Raw genomic sequence first — 13,146 nt, forward strand, 5'->3', positions numbered from 1 at the left:
AAATGCAATATGAACGGAGGTAATGTCCTATGAACATCAAATCATTTCTATCCGCCCTCCTCCCCGCTCTCCTCCTCTGCGCGCCGCTCTCGGCAGCAGAAGGCATGCCGGGGGATCATGCGGAGCAGTACACACAGCCGCCGCAGTCCCTCGCAGATGTGCAGGACAGAGCGGCGCGGGACTGGTCACGCTCCGTGGAGTCCCCCGTCCCATGGCTCACGGTCGAGGATAGTATCGTGACGATCTACGACCAGAACGACGTCAAGGTCTACCGCGCCGTCTACCCCCAGGTTCAGCTCGTGGATGATGACAGCTCACCGCTTGCAAAAGCATTCGACGCGTGGAATGCGGAGATCGGCATGGGTGCATGGCACAGCCCCATCCGCACGTACAGTGAGGAAGCGCGTGCAGAGGCAGGGAAACTCCCCTTCTATTACAGCGACATCACGCCGATTTCGCGGTGGGGGCGCGTCGATGACCAGATGATTTCATTCTTTATGGAGGGTTCCTCCTATGCGGGCGGTGCACATCCCATCTCCCATGTCGATGCATATACCTTTGATCGGAAAACGGGACGGCAGATCCAGCTCGACGAGATCGTCACGAACCGCACGCTGCTCATCGCAGCCATCGAGGCAGCATTCCTAACGCAGTATCCCGCAGCAGTGGAGCAGAATTTCCCGCACGGTGTCATGGAAACACTTCTCATGCAGCATCCGTCAGAGAAGGGGCTCACGGGCTTCATCTGGTATATGGCGGCGGACGGCAGCCTTGTCATCTACTATCCGGAGTCCGTCCTCGCCTCCTACGCAGCGGGCGCCTTCACCCTCACCATCACGCGGCAGGATGCACCGCGCCTCTTTACGGCAGCGTATCCAATGAACTGACATCGTCGTACAAAAAACAGGTCTTCGAAGTGAGATTTTGCTTCAAAGACCTGTTTTGTTGTTTTTCAAAAGTACGCCGTCAAACTCATTCCGAGAACTTTCTGCCGTGCGCCGTTATAGGTATGTCCAGTGAAAAGGGGCGTCCCAGGACGGGCGGGGCGCAGATCGAATCCCTCGACGGCAAGAGCAACACCGCGTGCGAGCACGATGTCGGCACGCGCACCCCAGCCGCGAAAGCCCGCACGCCCGAAGAAGGTTGGATCGCCATCCATCGTGTGATGGAGATACGTTGCGCGCGGCTGATGATAGTACGCGATCCACGCACCGTAGTCGCCCGCATTCTCCACATTGGGAGATGGACGCAGGCGCAGCCTCGCCACATAGCCGCGCCCGTCATCGTCATAACGGTCGAGGTCAGTGCGCGCGCGCCCGTGCAGATACTCGAACTCGAAGCTGCGGTGACGGTCAAAGCGATAGCCTGCGAAGAGTTCGAGGACACGCTGATGATCGATTCCGTTATGTACGGCGAGCGGATTGCTCCGTGCCTCCGCCATCGTAACGGCAGGGGATTCCGTGCGCAGATCGTAGCCGAACACGCCGCCCATCCACTTTGTCCAGTTCCGTTCGTAGCCGAGGATGACGCCGCGCCTCCGCTGGCTGCCCGTCGGTGCAACGGTGCGCCCATAGAAGATGGAGGTCATGCCGACGTTCTTGTCGCCGTACCGCCAGCGCACGCCCTCAACGCGCTTGTCGAATACGTTTCCCTCAATCGGCGTGAAGATGAATCGGCCGGCGCGGATTCTCGCCCCGTGCCCATTTTCGTGCTCGACGTAGAGACGCGAAAGGTAGAGATGGCGATCGTTCTTGTGCGCGCCGGCGATCGTGTCCTTGTCATAGCGCATATCCTCGAGCATACCGCTCACGCTCCATGCGCGGTTCAGATGGATGGTCGGAGCAATGCGGAAGCGACGTGTGGAGAGGAATACATCGCTCTTTTGGCGTACAGACGGCAGCTCCATGCGTGCCTTGCCGTAGAGCCAGCGGTAGTCTCCCCAGACCTCGAAACGCGGTGCTTTTTTATCTGCAGCAATAGGAGCAGCAGAGGCTGCCGTCACCGGCGCATCGTCAGCTGCCCCAGACTCTGCGGCAGTTCTCTCCTCAGCGACAGAGGGTGCCTCTGACGCTGCACAGGAAACGGGTGCACACAAAAGAGCAAGGGGCATGAGTCCATAAATGCGTCGCACAAAAATCCTCCCATCCGATCCACATCTTCACAGCCCATTCACGCATAAATCAAACTTGTTTCATTTTATCATAAAAGAAATCAATCCGGTAGAAGAAAAACATATTTGCATTCTTAAATTCTTCTAAAACTTCTGTAATGAGGACTTTTTTCTCAAGGAATCTCTTACATTTCCATCGAACTAATACAGAATTCATATATGGATATTGGGAGGGGCGACGATGAAGAGATGGCGTACGGCACGGCTCCTCACCTGCGCCATGATCGCGCTTCTGTGTCTCATCTGCCGTGCCAACGATGCCGCAGCGCTCACGCTCGCCTATGACCGCAACTACGGCACAGCATATATGAACATCCTGCGCAATGCGTGCGAAGAGCCGATGGAGACGCGGGGATATACGCGCAGCCGGCTCGAACTGTTTCAGACGCGGCTTGTGGACGCGATCGAGGTCTATGATTTCGAGGCGGAGCGCTATCGGCGCGGAACCACAGAGGATCTTTACTGGTATCCGCATTTCACGGCAAAGATCGTGCTCGCCGTGCGTGAGGATGCGCTCGTATCCGTAACGCGCTGGACCGATCTGCGGGAGGGGGTCACCATCGTCCTGCCCGACAACTCGCCCGAACGCGAGATTTTTTTCCTGACCCTCGCGCAGCGTATGGGGCCCGACCCCGAGGAAGCCTTTGCCCTGCTCGCACGGATGAAGGCGGCGGGACGCCTCCGCTTCTATCCTGTGCATCAGGGCGTTCGGAGCATCTTTGCCGGCGCGGATGCGCGTGATGTCTATGTGCTCTTTGCCCATGAGGCGGATCGCCTCATTCGGCGCGGCGCGCGTCTGCAGATTATCGAGCCCGCCGATGGGACGCTCTCGTTTACAAAGGGGCTGCTCTCGCGAACGCCCATCACATTCTCTGACACGCTGCCCGAGCGTCTGGCTGCGGCAGGCTATCCGCCCGTCTCCGCAGACACTGTGCCTGCCCGTGCACTGCCGCCCGATTTCCTGCACAGTCTCCGTGCCGTAAGCACTCGCTACCATGCGGAGATTCAGGATCGCCCCTTCCTTGCACCGTCGGAACCGCACAAGCGTTTTATCATTCTCATCTGTGCCCTCATCGTGACGGTCTTCTGGGGTTCCTCGATTCATCATCGCGTACTGCACTACGGCACACGGCGCGCCGTCCTTCTCCTCATCTCCATGCTCATTCTCTGGGAGCTGGACCGCTCGGCAAAGATTCTCACACCCGCACATGCCGATGCACTGGAGCGCATGCTTTGGTACCTCTACTACGTGTTCCGCGGCGGACTCTCGGTCGCGCTCCTGTGGATCGCATGGGCTTCGGATGAGGACGTGCTTGAACGCACGATGCCGCCGTGGCTGAAGACTGTCTTCGGCGTCAATCTCTTCCTTGCCGTGCTCATCCTCTGCAACGATCTGCATCATCAATTTTTCTACTTCACATGGAGCACAGAGACGATGGAGTGGTCGGATCATCTGGCGTGGGGCGCATATGCCTACTGGACGCTCTGGTTCATCGAGATCCTCGCAGCTCTCCTGCTCCTCCTCGAAAAGGCAAAGCGCCAGCAGGTGCTGCGCCCAGCAATGGCACTTCCCTTTGTTCTCCTCATACTCTTTATTGTGTACTCCATCGCCTGTCAATATGTTGAGTGGGTGCAGTGGCCGGAGCTTACCGTCGTGACGGCACTCTTTTTCCTGCTCCTCATCGAAACCTGTCTGCTCACGGGACTCATGCCGTCGAACCGCTTCCATCAGGCATTCTTCACCCACGCACGCCTTGCGATGCAGCTCGTAGACGCGACGGGGCGGACGGTCTTTTCCTCTGCAGCACTGCCGCGGGCAGCGGAGCGTGATCTCCGCAAGTCCCGCATGGATCTGGACGGCGGGGCGCTCCTCTGGCAGGAGGATCTCTCCCTCCTCCACGAACGGCAGCGACAGCTTGCGCTCACACGCGATGCACTGCGCCGCTCTCATGAGCTCCTGCGTGAGGAACACTCCATCCGCAAGCATCTGCTCCACCTCACGCTCAGAAAACAGCTCTCGGATGAACTCGAGGCAATCTTGGCAGCGAAGCGTCCGCTCCTGCGCGAGTACCGCGAGCAGCTGATGGCAGCAGAAGAGGAAGCCGAGGTCACTCGCATCATCCGCCGCCTGAACCTCCTCTCCTCCTATCTCAAGAAACGCTGTGTGCTCTTTCTCAAGGGGCAGGAAGACGGATACATCCGCACGGACGAGCTGTCGATGGCCGTCTCAGAGGTCTGTACCTACCTGCGCCCGCTCGGGCTGCGCGTTGGTGTGGAGTGGAGTCTCCCGCCCTCTGTGCGCACGGGAACGGTGCTCGCCCTCTTCGACTTCTTCGCAGAGTTCCTTGCGCGCGCTGCCCGCGAGGGAATGCCAGAGGTGTTTTGCCGCTTTGCGGATGACAGCGCATTCTTCCTGCTGGAGGCCGCGGATTGGATCGCACCGTGGACAACGCACTGGGGGGAGCAGCATGATTTGTCCATCACGCGCAGTGACCGCGGCTACGCGCTCTCCCTGACGGTGTGCCCTGCAGATAGGAAGGTGCAGGAGCAGAGCGGCGATGCACCGGCTCCCGCAAATACACAGACGGAGGAGGCACCGCCATGGAGCGTCTGACATCGCACAGCTACGAGGCGATTCTCGTCCTCGTCCTCCTCGCATGCTTCGTCCTCATCGCCGAAACGGCCGCACTCTTTTGGAGTGCCGTCCGCCTCGACCGCCATCGCATCCGCCGCAGTCTGCCGGAGATAGCGGCGCTTGCCGTCACTCTCTACATCACAATCCTCCTCGGCGGCGGATGGAAGCTCTTCCTGAACGGACTGCCGCCATATGACTGGATGGCACAGGAGCGCACCCTCGCAGGTGCTGCAGCCATCTGCGCAGGACTCTTCTCCATGCGGCGAACGCCTCGGCGCGGAGGACTGCTCGCTGCGGCGGGGATCCTCTCCCTGCCGCTCTTCGACATCTTCCTGCCCATCTCAGCCCTTTTCGTTCTTGGACTGCTCACGGGGCGTGTTCTGCTCCTCGTCCGGCACGTCCATGCGCGCCGCGCATACGAAGTGACCGTCGCCTCCATCCGCGAGGGACTCGACCTCCTGCCCGACGGACTGCTCTTTGCCCGCGCCGATCACACCGCCGTGCTTGTCAACATCACGATGCTGCATTTCATGGAGCGCCTCTTCGGGCGCCAGTACCGAAACGCAGAGGTGTTCTGGCAGGAGCTGATGGCATTTGATGTTCCCGCCTCAGCAGAAAAGGAACTGCGTGAGGATGCCGCCCTCTTTCGCTTTGCTGCGGGCGATGTGTGGCTCGTACAGCGCGTGCGGCTGCCCGAGGATCTGGATGGCTGGCAGCTGACCGCCTCCTGCGTCACGGAGCTGGACAACGTGACGCGGGAACTCGAGGCGAAAAATAAGGCTCTGGGTGCCACGATCAGCGCGCAAAAGGAACTGCTGACGCGCCTCGAAGAGACCGAGCGGCATCGCACGCTGCAGGAGATCACCTCGCGTGTACACGATGTGCTCGGTCAGCGCATCAGTATGCTCCAGCAGCTCCTCGCAAGTCCCGCTCCGAAGGACGCACTCGACACCATCGTGCGCATTGACAGCCTCCTCGAGGCGGTGCCGCTCACGCAGGAGGCGCACCCTGCCACCCTGCTCGCCGATATGACAGATACCTACACGCGTCTCGGCATCCGTCTCATCCGTACGGGTGAGCTGCCGCGCAATCTGCGCCGCGCACGCGCCTTTGCTGCCATCATCCGGGAGGCACTCAGCAATGCGGTGTGCCACGGACGCGCGAACGAGATCCACATCACCCTCACCGAGCGCCGTCTGCGCATCCGCGACAACGGCATTGGCTGCCGAACACTGCATCCCGGCGGCGGACTCACGGGCATGATACGCCGCGTGAACGACCTCGGCGGTCGCCTGCTTATCACACCTTCACCGCATTTTGAACTGGACGCACAGATAGGGGAGAAACAAGGATGATTAAAATTCTTCTCGTGGACGATCAAAAGATCCTGCTCGAGGGTCTCGAGCAGATCCTCGCGCCGCTCGAGGACATCGAGGTCATCGGCGCCTGCACTCTCTCGGAGCTCGCAGAGGAGGCATGCGCACGCCTCGCCCCTGATCTCGTACTCATGGACATCTGTATGGAGGGACGCACGAGCGGCATTCAGATCTGCGAGCGTCTCAAAATGCGCTTTCCGCAGCTGCGCATTGTCCTCATGACGGGAATGCAGGAAGTCGCCTTTCTTGAGTGGGCGAAGAATGCAGGGGCGGACAGCTTCATCTACAAGGAATCCTCAGGCGAGGCATTTGCCGACTGCATCCGCGCCACGATGCGCGGCAAGCAGATCTACCCCGACGTACAGGGCACGTATACCTTCGGCGGCACGAACATCCCGCTGACCGACCGTGAGTTTGCCATTCTGCAGCGCATCTGCCACAACAAGACGTACGAGGAAATCGCCCTCGAGTTTGGAATCACAAAACGCACCGTCCACTTCCACGTCGGCAATATGCTCGCCAAGACGGGCTACAAGAGCGTCGTCGGGCTTGCCGTCGAGGCGACCGAGCGCGGATATGCCGGAGGAGCGATATAAATCGAACCTCTGCCTCATCGAAACGGAGGAATCTTTTTATGTCTTATATACCATGTTTTTTCAAAATTTTTTCAAAACCTGTCATTTATGACAGTACACTTTTTTCCTAAGTATGTTAAACTATAGGAGAACTTTCAGAACACTCGCGTTTTAGCCGGAACAGGAGGAAGAATCATGGGTCTCATTCAAGCAGCCGTTGGCTCTGTCGGCGGCGTTCTCGCCGATCAGTGGAAAGAATACTTCTACTGCGACAGCCTTGATAAGGACGCTCTCGTCGCCAAGGGTCAGAAACGAGTCAGCGGCCGCAGCTCGAACACGAGCGCGACGGATAATATCATCTCGAATGGCTCCGTCATCACCGTCAACGATGGTCAGTGCATGATCATCGTCGAGCAGGGCCAAGTCGTCGAGATTTGTGCCGAGCCGGGTGCATTCACCTATGACAGCTCCACCGAGCCAACCGTCTTCGGCGGCAATCTCGCGAGCGACCTCGTCTCCGTCCTCAAGAACATGGGCAAGCGTTTCACGTTCGGTGGGGACGCGCCGAAGGATCAGCGCATCTACTATTTCAACACAAAAGAAATCATGGGCAACAAATACGGGACGGCGCAGTCCATCCAGTTTGAGACCATAATCGGCACATACACACTGAACGTCAACATCCGCTGCTTTGGTGAGTACAGCTACCGCATCACAAACCCGATTCTCTTCTACACGAACGTCTGCGGCAACGTCGAGGGTGTCTACGAGCGCAGCGAGATTGATTCCCAGCTCAAGAGCGAACTGCTCACCGCCCTGCAGCCCACATTCGGGCGCATCGCGGCGAAGGGCATCCGCTACACCCAGCTCATCAACTACACGAAGGATATCCGCAACGAGCTCTCCGAGGAGCTGTCCGAGGACTGGGGCAAGAAACGCGGCATCGAGATCGTCTCGTTCGGTGTGTCGAGCGTCAAGGCGGACGAAGAGGACGAAAAGCGCATCAAGGAGATCCAGGACAGCGCGATCATGAGCGACCCGAACCTCCGTGCAGGTCGTCTCGCGAGCGCGACGGCGGATGCCATGCGCACCGCCGCCGGCAACGAGGCGGGCATGGGCGGCGCGTTCGGCTTCATGGGGATGGGCATGGCAGGCAACGCAGGTGCCAGTGCGATGGGCGCATTCGGGCCACAGGGCGGCATGCCTCCGCAGGGCAATCCGCTCGCAGGCGGTGCAGCGGTCGGCGGCATGGCGGCAGCACCCGCAGCGGCCGCAGGGTGGTCATGCTCCTGCGGACAGTCCGGCAATACGGGTAAGTTCTGTGCGGACTGTGGAAAACCGCAGCCCGCTCCTGTGAATACGTGGAACTGTCCTTGCGGGCACACGGGCAACACGGGGAAATTCTGCGCCGAGTGCGGCAAGCCTCAGCCGTCCGCCGAAGGATGGTCCTGCTCCTGCGGCACAACGAATCAAGGCAAGTTCTGTGCGAACTGCGGCAAGCCGAAACCGGCCGGCGCCCCCCTCTATGCGTGTGACAAGTGCGGTTGGAAGCCCGACGATCCCGCACATCCGCCGAAGTTCTGCCCGCAGTGCGGCGACGTCTTCGACGAGAACGACAAGCAGTAAAGGAATCGCTGATAAAATGAAGTCCGTCAGATTGGCGTAGATTTTTTCGTCCGAACAAGGAGACAAACCGGACGATAGCCGGGCTATGTGGAGGATCGCGGGCACAGTGCGGGCAAAAAAGATACGTCAAGATGGCGTGGCTGAATTTATCAGTGCTTCCTAAATCTTCCTTTTAGAAGAGAGGTGACTGATATGGCAGATACAAGCGTCAGCTACAAATGCCCCAACTGCGGTGCCCCCCTCTCCTTTCTGCCCGGTCACGACCATGTGACCTGTGAGTACTGCAACACAGAGCTCGACGTAGCAACCGTTGAATCGCTGTTTCAGAAAGCACAGGAAAAGGCTGTCCTCGCCACTGAGGCAAAGGAATCAAAGTGGAAAACCGACGGCGCAGGCAGCGAATGGGATGCCGCCGAAGCAGAAGCTATGAAGATCCAGACCTGCTCCTCCTGCGGTGCAGAACTCGTCTCCGACGGCAACACCATGGCAACCGAATGCGCCTACTGCGGCAGCCCGAACATGATCCCCAGCCAGTTCGGCGGCATGCTCCGCCCCGACTTCGTCATCCCGTTCAAGAAGACGAAGCAGGACGCCATCGCCGCACTCAAGGAGTTCTACAGCGAGGGCTTCAGGAAATACATCCTCCCAAGCGCGTTCACATCCGAGAACCGCATCAAGGAAATCCAGTCCATGTACGTCCCCTTCTGGCTGTTCGACTCGAAAGTGCGCGCGAGCGCAACCTTCCGTGCGGAGAACGACAGCGTACGCGAGACCTCCGATGAGATCATCACCGAGACCAGTCACTACAGCTGCGAGCGCGGCGGCTCCATGGCGTTTGAGCGCATCCCCGTCGACGGCAGCGAGCGCATGGATGATCAATATATGGAAAGCATCGAACCGTTCGACTACAAGGAGCTCGTCCCCTTCTCCGCCGCCTACTTTACGGGGCACATCGCGGACAAATACGACGTGGATGCCGAGGCGAGCGTCCCGCGCGCCGACAAGCGCGTGAGCGAGAGCGCGATCGGCGTTCTTGAGAGCACAGTCAAGGGCTATGACCGCTGCTCCCTCGACGGCGAGGCAAGCGTCGTCAAGGAGAACGGCACCGTCAGCTACGCGATGGCGCCCGTCTGGATCCTCACAACGAAGTATGGTGAGAAGGCTTACACCTTTATGATGAACGGACAGACCGGCAAGGTCGTCGGCTCCGTCCCCATCGACCGGACGAAGGTACTGCTCTACTCCATCATTCCTGGCATCGTCAGTATCCCCATTTTCTACTACCTCGCGAAATTCGTTCTGTCGGACTAAGGAGGTGCAGCGATGTTTACAAAAAACAAAAAGCGCCTCAGTGCACTCCTTGCATTCCTCCTGCTCCTCTGCTTTACCTCCATCGCTCTCGCCGTGCCGAAACAGGCACCGCCGCCGAAAGCACAGACACAGGAGCAGGGAATCGGCGCGGATCGCGTCATCGACGAGGCGGACATCCTCACAGACAGCGAGGAAAAGGAACTTGATGCGAAAATTGCCACAATCGAACAGTCGCACAAGGTACGCATCCTAATCGGTACGATGAAGACTACGGACGGCACGCCGCTCGGCAAGATCGCGAACAACGTTGTCGACCAGATCCCCGGCGAGAGCGGCACCATCGTCCTTCTCCTCTCGATGAAGGAGCGCGACTGGTACATCTCCACCGACACGCAGATGCGTGCGCGCATCACCGACGGCAAGGGCGTGGACTACCTTGCGGGCGAATTTCTCCCCGATCTGAAGGAGAACAAATACGACGCTGCATTCACCACATTTGCGGCGACCACGGACGAGATGCTGACCTACTACGAGAAGGAAGGCGAGCCGTACGATCCAGCGAATGCATTCAACCTCATGGCACTCGGAATTGCTCTCGCGTGTGCGCTGATTCTCGGAGCAGTGATCTACTATCAGCTCCTGGCGACTGCGAGCAACGTCACCTTTGCAGCGGAGGCGGATGCCTACCTGAACCACGACAGCTTCCAGCTCATGCGCAGCGAGGACGATTTCCTCTATACCACCGTCACGCGCCGAGACAAACCAAAGAAGGAATCCTCCAGCAGCTCCAGTCGCGACAGCAGCCATGGCGGCGGCGGCGGGAAGTTCTGATGTACGCCCCAGTCTCCCCTGCCGCAGCGAGGGCTGATGCCCTCCCCCCAGCCTCCCCTGCAGCAGCGGAGGAGAGGGACCGCTTGCGGTGGTGGGGGCGCCTTGAACGAATGGGCAAACATTACATAAGCAAAGCGAGGTAACACCATGCCCGACACAAGCGTCAGCTACAAATGTCCCAAATGCGGTGCTCCCCTCACCTTCCTCCCGGGGCACAACCATGTGACCTGCGAGTTCTGCGACGCCAAGATCAGCATTGCAGAGATGGATGCCCTCTATGCACAGAAAGAGGAGCAGGCGGCACAGGCGGCAGAGAACGCGGAGGAAAAAGAAGCGCAGTGGAACACTGAGAATGCAGGCAGCACATGGGACGGCGCCGAGACGGCGAACATGATGATCCAGACCTGCTCCTCCTGCGGTGCGGAGCTCGTCTCCGACGGCAACACCATGGCGACCCAGTGCGCCTACTGCGGCAGCCCGAACATGATCCCGCGCCGCTTCGACGGCATGCTGCGCCCCGACTATGTCATTCCATTCAAGAAGACGAAGGAGGACGCCATCGCCGCGCTCAAGGAGTTCTACCAGGGGAAAAAACTGCTCCCGAAGGCGTTCCGCGACGAGAACCGCATCAAGGAGATCCAGTCCATGTACGTCCCCTTCTGGCTCTTTGACGCGCAGGTAAGCGCCAGCATGGACTTCAGCGCGGAAACGAGGAGTCGGCGTGAGACGGCGGACGAGATCATCATCGAGACCAGCCACTATCGCTGCGAGCGCAGCGGCGAGATGACGTTCCGCGGCATCCCCGTCGACGCGAGCAAACGCATGGACGACAAGTACATGGACAGCATCGAGCCGTTCGACTACAGCGAGCTCCGCCCCTTCTCCGCTGCGTATTTCACGGGACACCTCGCCGACAAGTTCGATGTCGATGTCAAGGAATCCCTGCCGCGCGCCGACACGCGCCTCACGGCGAGCGTCATCCACGCGCTGAGCAAAACCGTCAGCGGCTATACCAGCACCGCTCCGAGCGGCAGCTCGAAGATCCGAAAGCAGTCGGGCGATGTCTGCTACGCCATGATGCCCGTCTGGATCCTCACCACGAACTATCAGGGAAAGCCCTACACCTTCATGATGAACGGACAGACTGGCAAATTCGTCGGTGCGGATCTGCCCAAGGACACATTCAAGGAGTACGTCTACCCGCTCATCCCGTCCGCACTCGTCTTCGCCGTCCTCTTCTGGCTCGGCTGGCTCATGTTTGATCTGTAGGAGGTGCGGCACATGATGAACAAAACAACCAACGGACGCAGTGCGCTCCTCGCCCTGCTCCTTCTCTGTCTCGGCCTTTTCATTCTCACCGTACCAAAGGCGGCAGATGCGGCGGGCATCGGAAACGCACGCGTCATCGACGAGATGAACCTCCTCTCCGAGGCTGACGTACAAAAGCTCGACGCACAGCTCGCAGCAGTGGAGCGGACACATCACATCCGCATCCTCGCCGCAATCGCCGGCGATTGGAAGGATAAGCCGCTGAAGCCGCTCGCGGAGAACATCATCAAGACCATCGCCCCCGGCGGTGAGCATGGCGCAGTCCTGCTCCTCCTCTCGCCCGAAAACAACACCTACTACGTCGCCACCGATGCAAAGCTCAGGACACGCATCACCGACGAGGGCATTGAGCACCTCACGGAGAAATTCCTGCCCGCCTTCGAGAGCAAGAAATACGCCGATATGTTCACGGCATTTGGTCAAGTCGCGGGCGAAATGCTCACCTACTACGAGAAGGAAGGCAAGCCCTTCACCACGGGTGGCGCACTCAGTGCCGTTGCACGCGCAGTCGCGGCCGGGGGGACACAGACAGGGGATGCGGGACTGGGTGCTGTGCGCGTGATCGACGAGTCCGACCTCATCACCGATGCCGAGGAGCAGGCACTCGACGCGAAGCTCGCCGCCTACGAACAGGCGCACGGCATCCGCATCCTCGTCGGCACGGTCAAGAACACGCACAAACAGGTGCTCGGCAAGGTCGCCAATGCCGTTGTCGACCGCATCGCGGACGGCGGTGCAAACGGCACCATCGTCCTCCTTCTCGCGCCGAAGGAGCGCGACTTCTACATCTCCACCGACAACAAGATGCGCACGCGCATCACCGACGACAAGGGCATCGAACACCTCGCCGGGCAGTTCGTCCCCTCCCTGAAGGAGAACAAATACGCCGAGGGATTCACCGCATTTGCAGCGGCCGTGGATGAGATGGTAGCCTACTACGAAAAGGAAGGAAAGCCCTTCAACCCCGATGCCTTCCTGCTGACCATCGTCGCCCTCGTCGGTGCCCTCATCGCTGCCGCCCTCGTTTACTGGTTCGTCCTTGCCAATCTCTCGGACAGCATGCTCAGTGTCCGAAGCGCCCACGAGGCAGACGACTACGTCGAGCGCGGCAGCTTCCGCCTCACACACCGCGCGGACGTCTTCCTCCGCACCACAGAGTCCCGTGAGACGAAGCACAAGGAGACATCATCATCCTCCTCGGGTTCCTACATCTCCACCTCCAGCCGCGACGAGAGCCATGGCGGCGGTGGCGGGAAGTACTAGGGAAGCACTGATAAATTCAGCCGCGCCATC

At 59.5% G+C, this 13,146-nt stretch carries 10 protein-coding genes; 9 read left to right on the top strand and 1 reads right to left on the bottom strand.

The features are described 5' to 3' along the window. Positions 1–29: 29 nt before the first annotated feature. Positions 30–887, top strand: coding sequence for an RsiV family protein (locus tag HMPREF1992_RS07530; RefSeq protein ID WP_021685287.1), 858 nt, complete (start codon positions 30–32; stop codon positions 885–887). 65 nt (positions 888–952) lie between these two features. On the opposite strand, the gene HMPREF1992_RS07535 is transcribed toward HMPREF1992_RS07530, so the two are convergent. After that, the gene (locus tag HMPREF1992_RS07535) at positions 953–2,131 is read right to left on the bottom strand and encodes a hypothetical protein (protein WP_231366973.1); all 1,179 of its coding nucleotides are present in this window, start codon (positions 2,129–2,131) and stop codon (positions 953–955) included. Positions 2,132–2,351: 220 nt separating this feature from the next. Between HMPREF1992_RS07535 and HMPREF1992_RS07540 the strand changes: the two genes are divergently transcribed. The 8 genes from HMPREF1992_RS07540 (at position 2,352) to HMPREF1992_RS10975 (ending at position 13,116) form a co-directional block, all read left to right on the top strand. Further along, entirely contained in the window at positions 2,352–4,784 is a 2,433-nt protein-coding gene (locus HMPREF1992_RS07540; protein WP_037359034.1) for a hypothetical protein, read from the top strand. Next, positions 4,772–6,160 (top strand): ATP-binding protein, encoded by a 1,389-nt coding sequence (locus tag HMPREF1992_RS07545; RefSeq protein WP_021685291.1) that lies wholly within the window; start codon positions 4,772–4,774, stop codon positions 6,158–6,160. Before HMPREF1992_RS07540 ends, HMPREF1992_RS07545 begins: the two co-directional genes overlap by 13 nt. Continuing rightward, positions 6,157–6,777 carry a response regulator transcription factor gene (locus HMPREF1992_RS07550; protein ID WP_021685292.1) on the top strand — a complete coding sequence of 207 codons (621 nt, stop codon included), beginning with the start codon at positions 6,157–6,159 and terminating at the stop codon, positions 6,775–6,777. Before HMPREF1992_RS07545 ends, HMPREF1992_RS07550 begins: the two co-directional genes overlap by 4 nt. Positions 6,778–6,951: 174 nt before the next feature. Next, the gene (locus HMPREF1992_RS07555) at positions 6,952–8,382 is read left to right on the top strand and encodes an SPFH domain-containing protein (RefSeq protein WP_021685293.1); all 1,431 of its coding nucleotides are present in this window, start codon (positions 6,952–6,954) and stop codon (positions 8,380–8,382) included. A 192-nt stretch (positions 8,383–8,574) separates the two neighbouring features. Beyond that, the gene (locus tag HMPREF1992_RS07560) at positions 8,575–9,693 is read left to right on the top strand and encodes a hypothetical protein (protein ID WP_021685294.1); all 1,119 of its coding nucleotides are present in this window, start codon (positions 8,575–8,577) and stop codon (positions 9,691–9,693) included. A gap of 12 nt (positions 9,694–9,705) precedes the next feature. Beyond that, the gene (locus HMPREF1992_RS07565; RefSeq protein WP_021685295.1) at positions 9,706–10,524 is read left to right on the top strand and encodes a YgcG family protein; all 819 of its coding nucleotides are present in this window, start codon (positions 9,706–9,708) and stop codon (positions 10,522–10,524) included. Between the two features lie 147 nt (positions 10,525–10,671). After that, positions 10,672–11,793: a hypothetical protein gene (locus HMPREF1992_RS07570; RefSeq protein ID WP_021685296.1), complete on the top strand. Its 1,122-nt coding sequence runs from the start codon at positions 10,672–10,674 to the stop codon at positions 11,791–11,793. 12 nt (positions 11,794–11,805) lie between these two features. After that, the gene (locus HMPREF1992_RS10975; protein ID WP_021685297.1) at positions 11,806–13,116 is read left to right on the top strand and encodes a TPM domain-containing protein; all 1,311 of its coding nucleotides are present in this window, start codon (positions 11,806–11,808) and stop codon (positions 13,114–13,116) included. Positions 13,117–13,146: the final 30 nt, after the last annotated feature.

Source organism: Selenomonas sp. oral taxon 892 str. F0426, assembly GCF_000468035.1.
Classification (GTDB): domain Bacteria; phylum Bacillota; class Negativicutes; order Selenomonadales; family Selenomonadaceae; genus Centipeda.

Bases quoted from the DNA above. Each gene is read 5' to 3' on its own strand.
- HMPREF1992_RS07530 (WP_021685287.1), top strand. From the start codon at position 30: ATGAACATCAAATCATTTCTATCCGCCCTCCTCCCCGCTCTCCTCCTC.
- HMPREF1992_RS07540 (WP_037359034.1), top strand. From the start codon at position 2,352: ATGAAGAGATGGCGTACGGCACGGCTCCTCACCTGCGCCATGATCGCG.
- HMPREF1992_RS07545 (WP_021685291.1), top strand. From the start codon at position 4,772: ATGGAGCGTCTGACATCGCACAGCTACGAGGCGATTCTCGTCCTCGTC.
- HMPREF1992_RS07550 (WP_021685292.1), top strand. From the start codon at position 6,157: ATGATTAAAATTCTTCTCGTGGACGATCAAAAGATCCTGCTCGAGGGT.
- HMPREF1992_RS07555 (WP_021685293.1), top strand. From the start codon at position 6,952: ATGGGTCTCATTCAAGCAGCCGTTGGCTCTGTCGGCGGCGTTCTCGCC.
- HMPREF1992_RS07560 (WP_021685294.1), top strand. From the start codon at position 8,575: ATGGCAGATACAAGCGTCAGCTACAAATGCCCCAACTGCGGTGCCCCC.
- HMPREF1992_RS07565 (WP_021685295.1), top strand. From the start codon at position 9,706: ATGTTTACAAAAAACAAAAAGCGCCTCAGTGCACTCCTTGCATTCCTC.
- HMPREF1992_RS07570 (WP_021685296.1), top strand. From the start codon at position 10,672: ATGCCCGACACAAGCGTCAGCTACAAATGTCCCAAATGCGGTGCTCCC.
- HMPREF1992_RS10975 (WP_021685297.1), top strand. From the start codon at position 11,806: ATGATGAACAAAACAACCAACGGACGCAGTGCGCTCCTCGCCCTGCTC.